Raw genomic sequence first — 19,894 nt, 5'->3', positions numbered from 1 at the left:
AAATCTTCTTCAGTAGTCAGGCGATATAAAATTAAATAGGCTTTTATTAAGCAGTTTTCTTAATCGAACGGGTATTGACCAATTGGTTATTCAGCACCACTTGATGCCCACGTTTTGTATCCACAGTATATTGCGGCTCTTTAATGGTATCGACATAGATCCAGTCCGCTTGAACCTGCGTTGCAGTAAAGCTGACATTCAGATAACCACGTTGATTTAGATTGGTATAATCCAACTCATCAATCAGTGTGGTAAACGCCATTTCAAACTGCTGTAACTGTTCCACTGGAATATTGAGATATTTTTCAATTCCCGGCGATGACACTGAACTTGTCGCCAGCTCGACACCGACAAAATCACCCGCCTGACTATACAACTCTGATGACCATGCATTATGGGTATCACCTGCCAGCACTACGACCTTCTTGTTCAATGCTTTTAAAGTGTTATACAGAATTTCACGTTCAACATGATAACCATCCCAAGCATCTAAATTATAAGGTGCGACAGTGGTTAAACGTGCCTTTTCAATTGCGGTCAATGTTGGATCGCCCTGTAGCACACGCATTTTCAGTTGCACTAACTCCATGATCATCGTATTGATTTGATTTAAAACCTCTTGAGTTGCGTTTCCACTCAGAACTGCACTCAACGGTACCAGTAATTCAGCAGGGATTAATATCTTACCCATCAACACTTGCTGACCCAATACATTCCAAGTTGCCTTGGATTGAGCCAACTTTTGCTGTAACCATTCACGTTGGGTATACCCCATTAAGGTTCGATTCTGATTGGTTAAGTCAGTCTGAAAACGTTGAAAATCCATACCAGAAGCGGTGATATAATCGGTATATTCCAGTTGCTTATCTCTGGCAAGGATACGGGTATCTAACATGGTCAATTGCACCAGTGTACCAAAGTCAAACTGGCGATAAATATTGAGATGATCATTTGCGGAAATAGGGCGAATCGGCATCCATTCAAAGTACGCTTGTAATGCTGCAAGTTTACGATCGAGGAAAGACCCTTCATTGGCTTGGTGATTTTCAGCACCATCTCGCCATGTATCATTTGCCAACTCATGATCATCCCAAATCACAATAAATGGGTGACGGTGATGCAATGTTTGTAAATCTTTGTCTTTACGATATAACGCATAGCGTTTGCGATAATCATCTAACTTGATAATTTCTTGATTATTGTCCGCAGCCAAAGTACGTCCTAACTTCACTGCATCTTCTGTTGCATAACCACCTTGACCATATTCATAAATATAGTCACCCAAATGAATCACCACATCAACATCTTGCTTGGCCATTTCACGATAAACATAGAAATACCCTGCTGGATAATTCGCGCAAGAACATACCGCAAAACTGACCTTGGTCGGATTGATTGGTAGTGTTTTGGTTTGTCCAACTGGTGAAAATTTATTGCCAAAGCTAAAACGATAGAAATAGCGTTGATCTGGTTTTAAGTTTGTGGCATCAACTTTCACCGTGAAGTCTTGTGCTTTTGCTGTGGTGACTTTGTCTGTTTTAATGATTTGCTTGAATTGATCATCTAAAGCAATTTCCCAAGTCACTTGCAAACGTGCGCTGCTATCATTGGGCGTTAAGCGTGTCCATAAAATCACGCGATCTTGTAAAGGGTCTCCACTGGCAACCCCATGTTCAAAATTGACTTGTAGTGTTGTTGATTCTCGATCTGAACTGTCATTACATCCCGTAAAACCCGCAGATAAAGACAGTGCACCAAAACCGAATAGGCTTTTTTGAATAAGTTCTCGTCGTGTAATTTTGGCTGTCATACTTTACTCCTTAAACTATGGCTAGATTACAAATACTAAATAAGACCTAACTTTATTTATTCTCTACGGTCCCATTCACTAGATTGATTCATTGAATACACATGCATTAATTGAGAATATCTAGCGATTTTTCCGTATCATAAATTTTTTCCAAACTGATAATTCTCCGCTTATCATATCTGTCACTAAAAATTTCTTTTCTAAGCGCTTCAATTGATTTTTCCTGATCAAGCATATTTAAATCACGCTGCAAAATTTCACCTCGCTTTTGCATATATATTTCTGCTTGGTTTTTAAATTGCGCTCTTGATTGATCAACAGATTCCATCCGTTCGGTCACTTCAGAACCAAACACTTTTAACCGCTCCTTGCGTATTTATAAAAATTTTCTTGTCATGATCTATATCGTCGTCTCAAACTAAAACACATACCAAGATTCACAAATCCTTCGTGCTGTCTTATCGATTGGTATTGATTTAAATCATTTCTTAAAGTTATAAAAGTTGTGGAATTTTATTGATAAATATTCACAACACAGTGTTAAAGTATAAAATTTAGAAATATGCGTATTGACATTTCACCACGAATTCATTGACAAATTACGACAAATATAAAGACCGATATGTATAAAGTATTTTCTTTTAGGGTTTTAGTAAATTCAATTGAATTAAACATACAAATAAAAATCACTTGAATAATAAAAAAATGATTATATTAAATGCTTAATTATTATTTATGATAATCAAAAAAGTCAGACTATAAATAAAAAATTAAAATTTTATCATCCAAGGTTATTATTTAACTTTCATTTAATTAGTATAATAAATATAGTCAAACCAACGCATTATTCATACAAGTGATTTATATCTAGTCATTGATCATAAATAAAGCATATATTTTTGTATAAACTTTTAGAAACTATTGGTTATTAATTCGTTTTTTGTACTTTTGAATCATAGGATGTCCTACTATAGGGCGACATGGATGTCGCTGTTGGGTGGGAGTACATATTTTTAAATGCTTCATTTTTAAATATCTCTCCTCGCCTATTTAAGCGCTTACTGATTCAGAAATTACAGATCAAAATCAATAATAATTTTAATCACATCTGCAGGTGCCGATGCCGCCAACTCAAATGCTTGAATACTTTGATTAAAATGAATTTTTTTTAAAATTAACGGCTTCACATTAATTTGACCAGAAGCAATCAGCGCAATAGAACGCTCATAATCATTTGCATAACGGAAAATTGAAATTGTCTCAATCTCTTTGACCTGCATGGCAACAATATCCATAGGCACAGCGTGTTGTGGCATTCCAACAAAAACCAGTTTGCCCGCAGGTTTTAGACAATCGGGCGCTGCTGCAATTGCGCTTGCATGACCACTACAGTCAACAAATAGGTCGACACCACCGACAAAGTGCCGTTGCACAAAGCACTTTAAATCTTCCTGTGCGACATTACATCCAATTAAACGCTCACCATAATGCTGGACTAAAAAATCCAACTTTTGCTGTTTTACATCCGTAATGATAACTCGACTACAACCTGATGCGAGTAATGCCAATGCCGTTAAAGCACCAATCGTCCCTGCACCAGTAACCACAGCAGTATCACCAGGTGAAATACCCACTTTGCGAGCCACATGTACACCTGAGGCCAAAGGTTCAACCAGCACTGCTTCTTCAAGGCTGACATGATCTGGTACCTTAAAGGTTAAGTTTGCAGGATGGACCACAGTCTCACGCAATACACCATGTACAGGCGGTGTTGCCCAAAACTGAATATTCGGATCAAGATGATACAAACCCTGCATCGCTTCTGGAGAATTTGGCTCAAAAACCCCAGGCTCCATACATACACGATCGCCTATTCTTAAATGTTGAACTGCTGAACCTACTTCAACAATGATCCCACTCGCTTCATGCCCCAGAATCATTGGTGCATTGACAATAAAATCACCAATTCGACCATGCTGATAATAATGCACGTCACTGCCACAGATACCCACTTTGGCAATTTTAATGCGTACATCAGTTGCGCTTAGATATTCATTGATCTCAATATCACGAATTTGCAGTTTATCTTTTTCTTCCAGTACCAATGCTTTCATTGTGATTGCTTCCTTGGGTGTTGTTTTCCGTTGTTGCTTTTTTTGTTTTGACTTTCTGCTGCTGACGTATTCCACTGTGGCTCTATTGCAATGGTTGATGTCATTTTTAATTGAGTCATATTTTCAATTGAGTCACATTTTTTAAAATGAGCGATCTTATAAGACCACTCATTTTTGAATAATCAATTAAAGCCTTACCACCAATATTCCAATTGAGCACCAAAGTTTGAACCACGATTCACATTGTGAAAATTGTTATTCGGCATCACCAAATCACGCATTTTTTGCTCATTATCGTTCCAAAATGCATAGGTATAATAAAGGCGCAGTTCTGGGCGATCATAATAGCCTGTGCCCTTTATCGACCAGGTTGGTGCAAGTGTCAATTTGGTCAGATTACGGGTTTGGTCATTGGCCTTAATTTGGTCATAGCCAATTTCAGTGGAAATTTTAAAATGATCTTGAACCACATATGCCACCCGAGAGCCCACTGAAATCCAATCACGATCTTGTTGATTCTTGAGTTGGTCTTTTTGGTAAATAAATTGAGCTTGTCCATTGAATTTCTTACTGTCTGAAGTCCAATCCAATATTTCAAGAAAGCGCAATGAAGAAGTATCACGATCCAGTTCAGGATTACCGGTATAACTCAGCCCGATTCCAGCGCCTTGACCATATTGTAGCGCCACGGTATTTTTACCATTCAATACCTCAGCCGTGACATTTTGTACTGTCAATGCCCAGCCCATCTCATCTGCATCAATCAATGACAAGCCTGTATTGATTGTATTTTTAGAACCGATTGGAATCCCTTTCACTGTCACATCATGTCGATTGATATATTTTTCCTGAAATACATTGTCTTTTCGGGAAAACACATAACTTAAGGACAAGTCATTGATTTTATAATCATCAATACCGAAGCCAGTAGCACTCTGATTCCAATAAAAGAAATCAGTCATGTGAATGTCATTACGTTGATAAAATCGCCTACCTGCCCAGAGATTTGCCCCATTCAGATAGGAAATATTTCTCCAGTCCAAATAAATTTGGTTCATTCGGGTAAAACCATTGTCGTCATTAAAACTTAATGTTTGCCCATATTGGTTATAGAACTGAAGCATTCCTTTGATGTTCAGTTCGGAATTATCTTTTAATTTGATCAGGTTTTGTTGGGCAAAAAACTCACCGTATTGTTCACATTCATTGCCAAGACGATACTTGGTCGGCGCCCCCGTGAGGCGAAAACACTCTTGTGTTTTGCCATTTTCAGTTGCACCGATTCCCGTACGGAAATAGCCACCAAATTCAATCGCAGATGTAATTTGCGACAATAAAAAAACCGCTGTTCCAACAATCCATACGTTTGTTTTCATGTTAAATTCCTTTTTTAAGCATGAGTTTGCCTTATCCCTCTGATTCATTCAGTTGGATGGAGTAAAGAGCACACTCATTAAAATTATATTTATTTCAATTCGATTTAGAGTTTAATAATGAGATAAAATCATCTCCTTTAATTCATCTCATTGCCTTTATTTTCAAGCACATTAGGCTTGATTTTTACTTAACGTAAATCCACAGGAAGCAAGTCTTCCGCAATATTTTGATAACACACAGGACGCATAAAGCGACGAATCGCTAGCGTGCCTACAGAGCTTGCACCAAAGTTTGTTGAAGCTGGATAGGGTCCGCCATGAACCATGGCATCACATACCTCAACCCCAGTTGGGAAACTATTTGCAAGAATACGGCCTGCTTTACGTTCCAGTACAGGCAGTAATTGACTTGCAACGTGATGATCTGCTTGATCAAGATGAAGCGTACAGGTAATCTGCCCCTCAAGGGACTTCGCCACGTGCATCAATTCATCGATATTTTTAACAATAACCACTAAACCCAGCGGTCCAAATACTTCTTGTTCTAAGGTCTTATTCTCCAGCCATGCTTTGCCTGTTGTAACAAACAGATAAGGACTCGCATTACGCAAATCACTGCTTGAACTAAAGACTTCACTTACATTTGCTGTATTTGCCAAACGTTTTTGCCCTTCACGATAAGCCTCGGCAATCGCATCGGTTAACATAACCTGTGCTGGAACAGATTCAAGTGTTTTTACAACAGTTTGAATATATGCATCTGCTGCTAAACCTTCGATCAACACGGCGACCCCAGGATTGGTACAGAATTGACCTGCGCCTAATGTCAATGATTCAGCCCAGCCTTTGGCAATTTCAGCACCACGATTGGCAATTGCATTTGGCAAAATAAACATTGGATTAACAGAACCCAATTCGCCAAAGAACGGGATCGGTTCTGGACGTGCAACACAAAGATCATATAAAGCACGTCCGCCACGCAACGAACCTGTAAATCCAACCGCTTTAATCAACGGATGTTGTACTAAGCTTTGACCAACATCTAATGCTCCACCGTGGACTAAACTAAATACACCAGCGTGCAGTCCACATTTTTCAATCGCAGCATGAATCGCTTCAGCAACAATCTCCGCTGTACCTGGATGTGCCTCATGCCCTTTAACCACAACTGGACACCCTGCGGCCAATGCCGATGCTGTATCCCCGCCTGCTGTTGAAAATGCCAGCGGAAAATTTGATGCACCAAACACTGCAACTGGTCCGATTGGGCGTTGCATTAAACGAATATCTGGACGTGGCAGTGGCTTTCGATCCGCAAGTGCAACATCATGCCGGCGATCCAAAAACTCACCTTTCAAGATATGTGCAGCAAAAAGTCGCAGCTGCCCCACAGTACGCCCACGTTCTCCTTCCAGTCGAGCCTTGGGCAACCCTGTTTCTTGGGTTCCAATCTGGGTAATCGCATCTGCTCGAGCTTCGATTTCATCAGCAATGACATTGAGAAAAGTCGCGCGCTGCTCAAGCGTTGAGTAACCATAAGTGCAAAAAGCATCTTCTGCGGCTTGGCACGCTTGATTGACAAGTTCACGATGACCGACAGAAAAACGAGATACTGAACCATCAATCGGGTTATTGGTAAAAGTCTGATCAGTCGCAATCCACTTCCCTGCGATTAAGTGCTGACCATGTGGTTGAAAAGACATTGTGCTTTTTCCTCGATCAAGTTGAGTAAATTAACCAAAATAACGGACACGGAAAGCATCAATCAGTACTGCAATAAAAATCATGATTCCTCCAATCATTCCGACATAAAAAGAAGGCACATTGATAATTGCAAGTCCGACCTGAATGATCGTGAGTAGCAATACACCACCCAATACGCCTTTCACATTGCCACGCCCACCAAATACACTGACACCACCAATAATGGGCGCTGCAATCGCATAAAGTAGATAGCTTGAGCCTTGATTTGATGTAATCGCCATTTGCCATGAAGCCAGTAAGAATCCCGCAAGAGCAGCAAGAAACCCAGAAATGGTATAGGTCATAATTTTGATACGCTTCACTCGGATTCCCGCAGAGAGTGAAGCAGCAGGATTTCCACCTACAGCATAGATTGAACGACCCAAAACGGTATGTTTCAACATCACGCCAATAATCAACAACATGATCAGAAATACCACTGGCATTAATGGCCAAGTCCCGAAGGTTGCTTGCCCAATCCAGGTATAAGCTTCTGCAAAATTATTCAGTGTTTTGCCTTGTGTTAAGGCCAAAAGTGCACCTTGAAGGATGATCATCATTGCTAGAGTTTGGATCAGTGCAACCATTTTTAATTGGGTGATACACCAACCGTTAAAGAACCCAATAAAAGTACCGACCAATAAGCCCAGTAAAATCGCGGCAAACCAAGGTAATCCCCAATCAGAATAAGCAAGTGCACCCACAGCAGCGGAAAAACCTGCATTTGCTGGAATTGAAAGATCGATTTCAGCAATCAACAATGGCAATGCAACAGCCAAACCCAAAAGCCCTAAAACGGTTGCCTGCACCATAATATTTTGCAAATTAAACACGGTAAGAAAGTATTCATTAAATGCACCAAAAATGATGACCAAAGCGATCAACCAAATCCAGACCACGTTGTGGAGCACCCAACCTAAAATTTCGCGGGTATTTTTCTTTGCTGTAATGTTGGTGATCTTATTGTCTGCTGCTATTTCATTACCCATTGCATCTCTCCTTACTCATTGCATCTATCCTTATTATTGTCTCGTGACATCACGCCTGAACGGATGCGCGTAGACGGTCGACGGTAATCTCCTGACCCGTCAATGTTTCTTTTACAGTCCCTTGATCAAAAATACACACCCGGTCGACCACACGAACCAATTCGTCCATATCGGTTGAAACAATGATGACCGCAACACCAGCACGACTAAGTTCATCAATGATGCGCAATACATCTTGTTTCACCCCAATATCAATTCCACGTGTCGGTTCATCCACCATCAGCAATCGCGGCTTTGCTGCCAACACTCGCCCCAAGCAAACTTTTTGTTGATTACCACCACTCAATGTATCCACTGCATATTCAACATTGGGGGCTTTCACCCCCATTGCGTTAAAATAATGCTGAATCACCGAATCCTCTGCCTGTTGATCGATAAATCCCAATTTTGAGCGTTGTGATAAAGAAGAAAGCGCAATATTCGATCCAATTGACATCTGTCCCACCGCCCCATCATGACGACGATCATCAGAAAGATAAGCAATTCCCATATCAAAGGCTTCATGTGGAGATGTTGCTAAAGGTTGCGCATCTTCGCCATGCATTGAGATTGAGCCTTTTGCAGGATGCAATCCAAAGATTGCCCGAGCAATTTCTTTGGCACCTGCGCCAGGCAAACCTGTAAATCCAATCACTTCGCCTAGACCAATGTTCAGTTGTTGCAAGGCCAAATCTTTGCCATATATATTTTTTAAACAAACAGCAGGGATTTGACCGGTGTAATCACATCGCTCCCGTTGAAAAAGCGCAAGATCTCTCCCGATCACCAACTCAGTCAGTTGTTCAGAACTCATGTTACTCACATTGTCAGAACCACCTGCCAAACTGCCATCACGTAATACAGTCACCGCATCACAAATTTCAAGAATTTCATCGTTGTAGTGTGAGATAAAGATAAACGTTACCCCCGTAGCTTTTAATTTATGCATAAAATCAAATAACTGACGGCGATCAGCAACGGTTAATGCCGCTGTTGGTTCATCCAAAATAATCACCCGACCCCCAGAGAACATCGCCCGTAGAATATTTAACTTACGTCGTGCCACCGCATTTAAATGCCCTGCTAGCGCTTTGGCATCGATATTGGTCCCTTCAAGCATACGACTTGCATTGCCACGCAAAGTTTTCCAATCGATAAAACCTTTTTTATTCGGCCAGATACCCAGCATCAGGTTTTCTTCTGCGGTCATGTTGTCAATGATCATTGGCTCTTGTGTCACCAAGAAAACCCCAGCGGCTTCCATTGCTTTGACATCAACATGCTCAAGTACACGTCCATTTAAAATAATTCGCCCAGATGTGGGGGTGACTTGTCCCGAAATGATGCCAACCAATGTGGATTTACCTGCACCGTTTTCACCCAGCAAGCCATGAATAGAACCTTTACAAATCTCAACCGTGACACCACGTAGTGCTTGAACCACACCATAACTTTTGGTCACATTGTCAATGCTTAGGATCTTCTCATTAATTGCCTTATCAATATTCCGTTCATGTAATCCCATTTTTTCTCTCAACATTGCTTATTTGTCATCACTGGAACAAGTCTGCTTTACTCAATACGAATTAAGCATAGGGAATGCCCCAATCCTTCTCAGCCACGGCCCCCCAATGTCTTGCATCACTGGCATTGTCCTTATTGATGACAAAAGCAGGAATAATCAGTGTTGGTCCTGTTTTACCTTTTACGATGATGCCTTTTTCCCAAAAGTACTTGGTGTTGTGGTATTCACCCAAAGGCACTTCTGCATTCTTCAATGAATGCTTAGTTAGCATTTCAACTGCAATCTCACCATACGCGATTGGGTCTTGAGATACACATGCATCCATATAGCCTTCCTGAATCCATTTCAAAGCAATTGGCTCACCATCAATCGTCACGAAAATAACATGGCCTTCCTCACCGACCTTCTTCCAACGATTTCTTTGTTGCAATGCAGTCGCAATACCGCGAGCAGGAGAATCTGAAGGTGCATGTACTGCATCTAGATCAGGATGCTCAGATAAAGTAGATAAAGTTACCGCCAGCATTTTTTCCAGTTGCCCTTCAGTCGGTCGAGACAAATAGGTAATTTCTGGGTATTTCGCAAAAACTGAATCCATGCCTTCTTTACGTAAACGCCATGCCACAGAAGCCAAAGCACCAAAACAATTCAAGACTTTACCTTTTGGCTTTCCGTACTTTTTGACCAGACGACTTACAATCTCCTCTGCAGCAATGACACCGCCTTGAAAATTATCAAAACTCACAGTAATTGCGACATCACCACCATCCGCAGGCGTATCGATAATACCGACAGGAATTTTTTGCTGGTTATAGCGCTGGATGGCAGAAACAATCGCCTGACTGTCTATTGAATCTGAAATAATCGCCGATGGTTTTGATAAGAGTAAGCTCTGCCACTGCTCAAGCTGACGGGTACTGTCAAAGTTTGCATTGGTGGCTTGAAACTCGCCTGAGTTGGCTTGCACCGCACGTTTAACAGCTTCTTCCTGAATCACAAAAAAGTAGTAATCAAGACTTTTATTGGAATATGGAATTGAAAGACGAGTTGCGGTTGATGTAGAACGACTACATCCTATCAGCCCTCCCCCCAAACTCAGTCCTATACCTGCTGCAACTGCGCTTTTAAATAGATTACGGCGGGTTATTCCGCCCTGATTTGATTTTGTCATTGGAATATCTCCTTTATTCCTTATTTATTAAACCTAGTAATACTACATTTTTAATTAAACTGTCAATAACATCCCATACAGAATATTTAAAAAATAATCTTTAGATACAATAAATAGATACTTAAAATTAAACAAAAAAAGCTTAAATATATAATAAACACGGATATTTAAGAGAAATATCAACCATTTTATTCTGGTAAATCGATTTTAGTTTTATAACCATAAAATATAGTTTTACTATATTATCGCATTTTGACGTAAGAGGTTCCATCAAAACACGCCACCACCATCCCCACCGCTTCACGGGTAAACAGACCATTTTCGACCACACCCGGAATTCGATTAAGCTCAATCTCTAATGGTGATGGATCTTTGATTATTGGCCCACAATGGCAGTCTAGAATAAAATGACCACTGTCTGTTATAACGGGTTGCCCATCACGCATTCGACGTTCAATCCGTATATTGTCAATACCATGTTGTGCAAGTACACGTTCAACCATTACTAAGGTTTGCTTCCATGCAAATTGCACCACCTCAACTGGAAGCGGAAAGCCACCCAAACAATCGACAATCTTGGTTTCATCACAAATACAGATCATTTGTTTAGAAGCATGTGCGATGATCTTCTCCCAAAGCAAACAAGCACCACCGCCTTTGATCATATTAAACTGGTGATCAACTTCATCTGGACCATCAATGGTCAGATCAATTTCACCGATCTCATTGGGATCCGTGATTTCAATCCCCACCTGTTGTGCCACCTCAATGGTTGAACGAGAAGTGGTGGTACACGTCAGGGTTAATCCATGTTCTCGGATGTGTGCACCCAACTCTCGAACAAAAAAATGCGACGTCGTTCCAGAACCTAAGCCCAATTTCATACCATCATGGATAAAATCCTGAATTACTCGGCGTCCTGCTACTTTTTTTGCTTCATCCTGTTGATTACTCATTCAGTACTCCTGTTACTTACGCGGCTTCACTGCTGCTTTTTAATTGATCAAATCTTGTCCGTGTGCCATAAGTCAAGCGCCGGCAATTGATCAGGAAATTGACTACCACTTGCGATTGCAATGGCAGTGACTAACATATTGGTCACCAGATGATGGTTCAGACGTGAAGCCAACGGCGTCATAAGCTCGGTATGCTCATAAGGCTGCACGGCAATCAGCACATCTGAAATCTGTGCCAATGGACTATCATGTGCCGTAATCGAAACCACTTTTGCACCACGTTTACGGGCAATGCTGGCAATCTCAACCACTTTACGTGTATGTCCAGACTGCGAATAAATCAAAATAACTTCTTCAGGTCTGGCGCTATCGGCATGAATACGTTGGTGCTTTGTACCAAGCAAGGCCTGACAGCGGATACCCAGTCGTTGAAATTTATGTTCTGCATCCACAGCATTAATTTCAGACATTCCTGTAGCATAAATGCCAACCCAATTTGCTGCTTGTAGGCAACCTGCTCCCGCCGTGATTTGCTCTGGCACTAAATCTTCAGCCAAGCGCTGAATTGCATTCAGTGAATTACGGCAGGTTTTCCGTACAATATTTTCAATACTGTCATTGGGAATAATTTGCTCATAAGCAAATGGTGCAGATGGCACTAAGCTCTGCGCCAACTGAAGTTTTAAATCCTGATAACCCTCAAAACCAAAACGGCGGCAAAAGCGCATAATGGTTGGATCACTAACAGAACAGACTTCAGACAGACTCGCCATACTCATCTGGATCACTTTAGATGGGGATGTCACCACAAAATCAGCCACACGTCGTTCAGCACGATGCATATTTTCACTTTCTTGAAGAATCCGCTGTAACAAACTGACGGTCATACCACTACACTCCTCGCCGCCACTTGACAGCACATCAAATCAAACTTGTAATAAATCTGCCAAACGACTTAAACGTTGCTTGGCAGAAATTTCCACTTCTGGGCCACCGCCCCAAGGTACAACAAAAAAAGGCACATCAGCACCCACTGCGGCTTGTTGATCAATGGGTGTATCGCCCACATAAGCCCAACCACCAGTAACCAAATTCATCGCGTCCGCCACAGCCAACAAATGTTTTGGATCTGGTTTACAGGCAGGTACCGCATCCGCACCCAAGGCCACATCAAATAATTCAGACAAGCCCAATTGCTGCAACACTTTAGCAGTGATTGCATGGGTTTTGTTGGTACAAATGCCCAATTTTATCCCAGCCGATTTTAACGCCTCAAGATCTTCACGTACGTGTGGAAAAATTCGGGTATGCCCCGCAGGATTGGCCAGATACGCCTGTTGGTAACATTGTAGAGTTTGCTGTAATGTTACTTCGTCATATGCAACATCCAATTCATCTAAAATATCGATAATCAGCCGACGTGGACCATTGCCAAGAAATTTTTCAACAAAATGCGCCTCAAGCTTGGGCCAACCATTTTGAGCAAAGCCAATATTTAAAGCCTCCGCAATATCAGGCGCACTATCAATCAGCGTGCCATCTAAATCAAAGATAAATGCAGAATAAGCAGTCATAAAAAACTCCTGAGAATTATTGGTCAAAAATTGGAGAACTTAATGCGGTAAGCGTTTGCCCCAATACGGGATAGAGACTGCGATACATTTCATGCGCTTGTGCATACACCTCAGCGACTGCCAAATTTGGCTGTTCTCTAGAAATTGCCCGAAAGTTTTTGATCGCACTCTGTGCATCGGGCCAAACCCCCATTGCCAAGCCAGCAACCAATGCAGCACCAAAGGCGGCACCTTCAGCAGCACCATCGGTCGTCACCACCTCACAACCAAATAAATCGGCCTGGATTTGTCGCCAAAGGGTAGACTTTGCACCACCCCCAGAAGCTTTAATCACATGCTTTTCAATCCCTAATGGCTGCATTAAGGAATACATATCCGCCAAGGCATGCACCACCCCTTCCATCACAGACCGAGCAACATCACCACAATCATGTCGTGCAGTGAGACCGATAAGCGCGCCACGCGCTTTAGGGTCGGCATGTGGACAACGCTCACCATAAAGATAAGGTAAAAACAGTAAACCCTTTGCACCCGCGGTACTCGCTGTTGCTTTAGCAACAATTTGCTCAAATGACAGATGTTGCCCGTCAGCAATATGACAAAAATTCTCACGGAACCAATTCATTGCACTGCCAGCATTGAGGGAGACACCCATGCAATGCCATTTATCAGCAGCGACATTGCAGAAAACCTGCAAACGACCTTTTGGGTTTTCTTGTGCTGTATCTAAGGCAGCAGCGAGAATCCCTCCTGTACCAAGTGTGGTTTGCAGTTCACCCGGCTCAATCACACCTGAACCAAAAGTCTGAATTACCGAATCCCCACCCCCACCCGCAACAGGCAATCCCTCTGGAAGACCGAAGAGTGCCGCACCTGCTGCTGAGACGTGTCCTGAAATTACTTGTGATTCAAATACCGGTGGGAGTATTTCAGGGTTAATTCCTATCTTTTCAATCAAGCCCATCGCCCATTGTCGTGCGCGCACATCAAACAAGCCTGTGCCAGAAGCATCAGAAACTTCAGTGGCAATCACCCCAGTCAGACGTAAACGCAAATAATCTTTCGGGTTCAACATGCTACGCATACGCGCAAACAGTTTAGGCTCATGGCGTTGCATCCAAAGAATTTTGCCACCGGTATAGCCCACCAACATTCTGTTATTGGTTGCCGCAAGCAATCCGTCTAAGCCACCAGCAGCCACGACAATATCATCACATTCAGCTTGATTACGTTGATCATTCCATAAAATAGCTGGACGTAAAACTTGCTGTGAAGCATCAAGTGGAACCAAGCCATGCATTTGCCCAGACAAGCCAATACACAATATTTGCACTAGAGGCGCTTTGGCCAATACCCCTGCGACAGCCTGACGTGCACCCTCCACCCACAATTCAGGATCTTGCTCTGTCCAACCTGGTCGAGGTCTAGACAATGGATAAGTTGCGATATCGGCTGCAACAACTTTTCCTTCAATATCGATCAATAAAGCCTTACATCCTGAAGTTCCTATATCTATCCCTAGAAGTACTTGCATAAATCAATTCTCCACGCCGTGGTGTAAACGAATATGTTTGAAATTAAAATATTCAAGCAATCCTTCACGACCATGTTCGTAGCCAACGCCACTTTGCTTACGACCACCATAAGCAGCATTCATTATTCCAGCGTCAACGTTATTGATCGCAACATTGCCATAATCAAGACCCGCTGAAACCCGGTGAATTTCTGTCAAATTTTGAGCATAACAATAAGCTGCTAAACCATAAGGCGTATCATTGGCATAGCTGATTGCCTCATCCAAATCATCAAAAGGCGCAACCCCAACCAAAGGACCAAACGTTTCTTCGCTCATGACTTGCATACTATGCTTACAATCCGCGATCACAGTTGGACGAAAAAAATGTCCTTTGGCATATTGAGTCCCCTCTGGTGCTTTACCACCAGCCACCAATCGTGCGCCTTTAGCCAAAGCATCTTGGAGATGGATACGCGTTTTATCCAAAGGTTCAGCAGATGCCATTGCGCCGAGATCAGCGGCTGGATTTTCCAAGCCATTATCGACACTCAATGCATCAGCCGCCGCTGCAAGTTGAGTAACAAACTCCTCATAGACTGCGCGATGCACATAGATGCGATTAATCGCAATACAGATTTGCCCACAATTACGGAAGCTACGACGTGCTGCACCTTTAACCGCTGCATCAAGATCGGCACTCGCGGTGATAATCATCGGGCAATTGCCACCCAACTCTAAAGACAGACGTTTCACTTGTGGGCAGCTTTGTTGGATATGCAAACCCACTGCACTTGAGCCCGTAAATGCAATTTTATCCACTTGCGGATGCTCGACCAGTGCCTGCCCCACTTGTGAGCCTTTACCTGTCAATACATTGACTACACCTGCAGGAATACCCGCTACATGACATTTTTGTGCAATTGCCAAAGCAGTAAATGGCGTCAATTCAGCAGGTTTAATAACAATGCTACATCCAGCAGCAAGGCTGGCACATAATTTCCATCCCACCAACTCAGCGGGATAGTTCCACGGTGTAATTGCAGCAACCACACCAATCGGTTCACGTACCACTAAACTTTGGAATCCTTGTTGATCATTGGGAATAATTTCACCATGCACTCGCGTGGCTTCTTCAGCATAAAAATGACATGCTTCAGCAAGTTTTAGAATTTCACCTTTTGCTTCATTAACAGGTTTGCCTTGCTCCGCTGTCATGATCATTGCCATATTTAAGGCATCTGCAGCAATAAGGTCGCCTAAACGATGCAAAGCGATCGCGCGCGTTTTTGGCACAAGCTTAGACCATGAAGCAAATGCATGACGTGCAGCAGAAACAGCCGCATCAATCTCATCCGTTGTTGCTGCAGCAATATGACCAATCACCTCACCCGTTGCAGGGTTTAGCACAGGCAAGCGAGACCCTTTGCCTTTAGAAAATTTTCCGTCGATATATAAAGTACTGTCGAGTACAGCGATTGATTCAGCTAAAGCATTATTTTTCATCATTTACTTCACGCCTTCCTATGCGAGTAATCTTGTTATTCATTGTTAAAATATATAGTAATACTATTTTTATGCAAGAATAATTTATAAATTATCTAAAAACCCTTTGGGAAAACATCAAAATCAACAATAAAAATAAAATAATTTATAATTAAAAAACAATTATATAAATACATAATCTATTAATATAAGTGAATAATCTCTGCATATACTCAATACACTACTTGACCAAAGCTAAAATTAAAAAGTAGTATTGCTAGATATAACAAATGATAAACAAAGGAAGGATTCTCCATGTTACCCACATCACTCAACAGCGCCAAATTGGTTGGACGTGTTTGGCTTCCTCACAAAGGGCCATCGGTTGTCATCTTACGTGACAACATAATGATTGATGTCACCGAGTCGGTCATCTCAATGGCTGATTTTCTTGACCATGATCCTGCTGGTCGTTTTGACCAACTCACAGGTGAAGTACTTGGAAGAGTTGAAGATTTGGTGCTTGATCCTACAGAAATGGGTTACCACGCAGATCGTCCTTGCTTACTTGCACCCTGTGACTTTCAATCCTTAAAAGCTTGTGGGGTTACTTTTGCCAAAAGTATGGTTGAACGTGTCATCGATGAACGAACCTCGGGTGATCCAGCTCGTGCCGAAGCATTACGTCAACGTATAGGTACACTAATCGGCGGCAGTTTATCGAATATTCAAGCGGGTTCTGAACAAGCAGCCGAAGTTAAAGCGACCTTGATCGCTGAAGGTTTATGGTCACAATATCTCGAAGTCGGGATTGGGCCAGATGCCGAAGTCTTCACCAAGTCACAACCCATGTCTGCTGTTGGTTATGGTGCACAAGTGGGGATTAATCGGATTTCAGCATGGAACAACCCTGAGCCAGAAATAGTGCTGGCGGTGGATAGCCAAGGCAATATCCGTGGTGCGACGCTGGGCAATGATGTCAATCTACGTGATGTTGAAGGCCGTTCAGCGCTATTACTCGGCAAGGCAAAAGACAATAACGCATCATGTTCAATTGGCCCATTTATCCGTCTATTTGACTCAGATTTCACCCTTAGCGATATTGAGAATGCCACGCTTCACATGTCTGTAACTGGTGTAGAAGATGGTTTCAGCATGTCGGGACACTCCAATATGGCGGAAATCAGTCGTAAACCCGCGCATCTGGTCGCACAAACCTACAATGACTCGCATCAGTACCCAGATGGCTTTATGTTATTTTTAGGCACAATGTTTGCGCCAACACAAGATCGAGAAGGTCAAGGTTCTGGCTTTACCCATAAACCAGGTGACGTGGTCGAAATCTCAACTCCGCTTTTAGGCACATTACGTAATACTGTTGTTTATGCTGATCAAGCACAACCATGGACTTATGGAACCCGTGCACTGATGCGTAATTTAGTAAAACGAGGAGTGCTCTAATGAAATTAGTGGTCACTGATCAAGCCTTTGGCAATACACGACATGAGCAAGCAGCCGCGCAAGTTGCCGGGGCAAGTTTTGCTGCATTTCAATGCCGTAGTGAAGCAGAAACAGTACAAGCCGTTGCAGGAGCAAATGTAGTACTCAACAACTTTGCACCCATGACCCATCGTGTGATGCAGGCCATGGCAACTGGTGCAACCATTGTACGTTATGGCGTTGGTGTCGATAATGTTGATCTCGTCGCCGCAAAACAACTTGGGATACAGGTATGTAATGTACCTGATTATGGTATTGAAGAAGTCGCTGATCATGCAGCTGCCATGACCTTGATGATGGCACGTAAACTCAATCAATATGACCAAGGTATCCGCGCAGGTGAATGGAAGATCGACCAAATGGTTACAGGTATTCGTTCGTTGCGTAATACCACTGTAGGTTTAATCGGGCTAGGACGTATTGCGAAAGCTTATGTCTCACGCCTCGCTGCCTTTGGTTGTCATATAATTGGCTTTGACCCATATGTCACCGAAGCGCAAGCAAAAGCACTAGGCGTTCACTTAATGTCACAGGAGCAAGTGATTTCTTCTGCCCATGTTTTATCGCTACATGTTCCACTGACCTCAGTAACACGTCATTTGATTGATGCTGAGGCGATGGCAAAAATGCCTCAGGGTTCAATCATTATCAATTGCTCAAGAGGTGGATTGATTGATGAAACAGCATTAGCCGCAGCCTTGCTCAGTGGACAAATCTCAGGCGCAGGACTCGATGTCTTTGCACAAGAGCCATTACCAGCAGACTCGCCTTTACGTACAGCACCTCATTTAATCATGTCTCCACATGCAGCGTTTTTTTCTGATACATCGGTAGATACCTTACAGCGCTTAGCCGCTGAAGAAGCATTACGCAGTTTACGTGGTGAACCGTTACGATGCTCACTCATCACATAAAATGGAAAAGACAAAGAGAAAAGATATGGATTATCGCAAGAAAATGGACTTAAGCAATAAACTGGCACTGGTCACAGGTGCAGGTCAAGGCATAGGCGCAGCAATTGCTGAAGCACTTGCTGCGACAGGCGCCGAAGTTATTTGTACCGACATCTTACTGGATCGTGCAACAACAACTGCACAAGCGTTAAAGGCCAAGGGCTATCTTGCGCGTGCGGAAAGATTAGATGTCACGGATAGTGCAGCGATTAATGCGCTTGCTCAAGCATTACCAGCGCTGGATATATTGGTATGTAATGCGGGCATTGTGACGAATACCCCAGCTGAGCACATGACAGATGAGGAGTGGGATAATGTCATCAACATCAACTTGACTGGCATCTTTAAGACTTGTCGTGGCTTTGCCCGTCAAATGCTGGATGCTGGACGAGGATCGATTATCAATATTGGTTCAATGTCAGGACAGATTGTCAACGTGCCACAACCGCAATGTCACTACAATGCCTCAAAAGCAGGCGTGCATCATTTAACGAAATCACTTGCAGTTGAATGGGCTCAACGTCATATTCGAGTGAATGCTGTTGCCCCCACCTATATTAAAACACCGTTATTAAAAAACCTTGAAAACCAAGATCACTTAGTCAATCAATGGCTGGATATGACACCGGCTAACCGTATGGGGCAAGCGCATGAAATTGCGTCTATTGTGCAATTTCTGGCTTCAGATGCCTCAAGTCTAATCACAGGTTCAATCATTACGGCAGATGCTGGCTATACCTGTATTTAAAATCAACACGCTCAATGCGATCTATTAAGCTTGGGCCTAACTCGAAAATAATGGAAGATGATCTTATTCAAGCATTGGAACAGAATCAGATTATGGGGTATGGTACAGATATAGTGGATCAGCAATCCAGTTGAGCGGCTTGTTGTTTAATCAAGCCGAATAGCCCAAAGCAACTCAAGCCTTATCTGCTTAATTTACCCATTACAGGAGAGATGACTAAAACAACCACTGAAATATAGCAATGATTATTTTCAATGCTATTTCGATATTAAAAAACGATTTAACAAGAATATCCCAAGGATTAAACGGAATTTAATTGACTGGGCAAACAAAGTGAAAATGATGCTGAAAGAGAAAAAATTCTTGTGAATTTATTGAAATTTTCTCTTTTAAAAACT

The 19,894-nt window shown here is 42.3% G+C and carries 16 protein-coding genes; 3 read left to right on the top strand and 13 right to left on the bottom strand.

Annotation, left to right across the window (positions count from 1 at the left end):
• Positions 1-46 precede the first annotated feature (46 nt).
• From AC07U8_RS07825 to AC07U8_RS07765, 13 genes are all read right to left on the bottom strand, one after another.
• The gene (locus tag AC07U8_RS07825) at positions 47-1,810 is read right to left on the bottom strand and encodes an alkaline phosphatase D family protein (protein ID WP_494737635.1); all 1,764 of its coding nucleotides are present in this window, start codon (positions 1,808-1,810) and stop codon (positions 47-49) included.
• A gap of 106 nt (positions 1,811-1,916) precedes the next feature.
• Entirely contained in the window at positions 1,917-2,186 is a 270-nt protein-coding gene (locus tag AC07U8_RS07820) for a lipase secretion chaperone (RefSeq protein ID WP_494738587.1), read from the bottom strand.
• 697 nt (positions 2,187-2,883) lie between these two features.
• Positions 2,884-3,924 carry an NAD(P)-dependent alcohol dehydrogenase gene (locus AC07U8_RS07815; RefSeq protein ID WP_494737634.1) on the bottom strand — a complete coding sequence of 347 codons (1,041 nt, stop codon included), beginning with the start codon at positions 3,922-3,924 and terminating at the stop codon, positions 2,884-2,886.
• A 194-nt stretch (positions 3,925-4,118) separates the two neighbouring features.
• Positions 4,119-5,300 carry a maltoporin gene (locus tag AC07U8_RS07810; protein WP_494737633.1) on the bottom strand — a complete coding sequence of 394 codons (1,182 nt, stop codon included), beginning with the start codon at positions 5,298-5,300 and terminating at the stop codon, positions 4,119-4,121.
• Positions 5,301-5,488: 188 nt separating this feature from the next.
• Positions 5,489-7,003 (bottom strand): aldehyde dehydrogenase (NADP(+)), encoded by a 1,515-nt coding sequence (locus tag AC07U8_RS07805; RefSeq protein WP_494737632.1) that lies wholly within the window; start codon positions 7,001-7,003, stop codon positions 5,489-5,491.
• 30 nt (positions 7,004-7,033) lie between these two features.
• Positions 7,034-8,032: an ABC transporter permease gene (locus AC07U8_RS07800; RefSeq protein ID WP_494737631.1), complete on the bottom strand. Its 999-nt coding sequence runs from the start codon at positions 8,030-8,032 to the stop codon at positions 7,034-7,036.
• A 49-nt stretch (positions 8,033-8,081) separates the two neighbouring features.
• A complete protein-coding gene (locus AC07U8_RS07795; protein ID WP_494737630.1) occupies positions 8,082-9,611 on the bottom strand; it encodes a sugar ABC transporter ATP-binding protein in 1,530 nt (509 codons plus the stop codon).
• Positions 9,612-9,657: 46 nt separating this feature from the next.
• Positions 9,658-10,767 carry a sugar ABC transporter substrate-binding protein gene (locus AC07U8_RS07790; RefSeq protein ID WP_327858482.1) on the bottom strand — a complete coding sequence of 370 codons (1,110 nt, stop codon included), beginning with the start codon at positions 10,765-10,767 and terminating at the stop codon, positions 9,658-9,660.
• A 242-nt stretch (positions 10,768-11,009) separates the two neighbouring features.
• The gene (rpiA, locus tag AC07U8_RS07785) at positions 11,010-11,723 is read right to left on the bottom strand and encodes a ribose 5-phosphate isomerase A (RefSeq protein WP_004820490.1); all 714 of its coding nucleotides are present in this window, start codon (positions 11,721-11,723) and stop codon (positions 11,010-11,012) included.
• Positions 11,724-11,770: 47 nt separating this feature from the next.
• Positions 11,771-12,610, bottom strand: coding sequence for a MurR/RpiR family transcriptional regulator (locus AC07U8_RS07780; protein WP_494737629.1), 840 nt, complete (start codon positions 12,608-12,610; stop codon positions 11,771-11,773).
• Positions 12,611-12,649: 39 nt separating this feature from the next.
• Positions 12,650-13,297: an HAD family hydrolase gene (locus tag AC07U8_RS07775; protein ID WP_494737628.1), complete on the bottom strand. Its 648-nt coding sequence runs from the start codon at positions 13,295-13,297 to the stop codon at positions 12,650-12,652.
• 16 nt (positions 13,298-13,313) lie between these two features.
• On the bottom strand, positions 13,314-14,831 hold the full coding sequence (gene xylB, locus AC07U8_RS07770) for a xylulokinase (protein WP_494737627.1): 1,518 nt from the start codon (positions 14,829-14,831) through the stop codon (positions 13,314-13,316).
• A 3-nt stretch (positions 14,832-14,834) separates the two neighbouring features.
• On the bottom strand, positions 14,835-16,319 hold the full coding sequence (locus AC07U8_RS07765) for an aldehyde dehydrogenase family protein (RefSeq protein WP_494737626.1): 1,485 nt from the start codon (positions 16,317-16,319) through the stop codon (positions 14,835-14,837).
• A 291-nt stretch (positions 16,320-16,610) separates the two neighbouring features.
• Here AC07U8_RS07765 and AC07U8_RS07760 point away from each other — a divergent pair, with 291 nt between their 5' ends.
• The 3 genes from AC07U8_RS07760 to AC07U8_RS07750 are packed head-to-tail and all read left to right on the top strand — an operon-like array spanning position 16,611 to position 19,496.
• Positions 16,611-17,756 carry a fumarylacetoacetate hydrolase family protein gene (locus AC07U8_RS07760; protein WP_239045962.1) on the top strand — a complete coding sequence of 382 codons (1,146 nt, stop codon included), beginning with the start codon at positions 16,611-16,613 and terminating at the stop codon, positions 17,754-17,756.
• The gene (locus AC07U8_RS07755; protein WP_494737625.1) at positions 17,756-18,709 is read left to right on the top strand and encodes a C-terminal binding protein; all 954 of its coding nucleotides are present in this window, start codon (positions 17,756-17,758) and stop codon (positions 18,707-18,709) included. Before AC07U8_RS07760 ends, AC07U8_RS07755 begins: the two co-directional genes overlap by 1 nt.
• A gap of 25 nt (positions 18,710-18,734) precedes the next feature.
• The gene (locus AC07U8_RS07750; protein ID WP_494737624.1) at positions 18,735-19,496 is read left to right on the top strand and encodes an SDR family NAD(P)-dependent oxidoreductase; all 762 of its coding nucleotides are present in this window, start codon (positions 18,735-18,737) and stop codon (positions 19,494-19,496) included.
• Positions 19,497-19,894 lie beyond the last annotated feature (398 nt).

Source organism: Acinetobacter sp. GW821-FHT01E09 (assembly GCF_059422385.1).
This window is presented reverse-complemented; position numbering and strand designations above follow the sequence as displayed.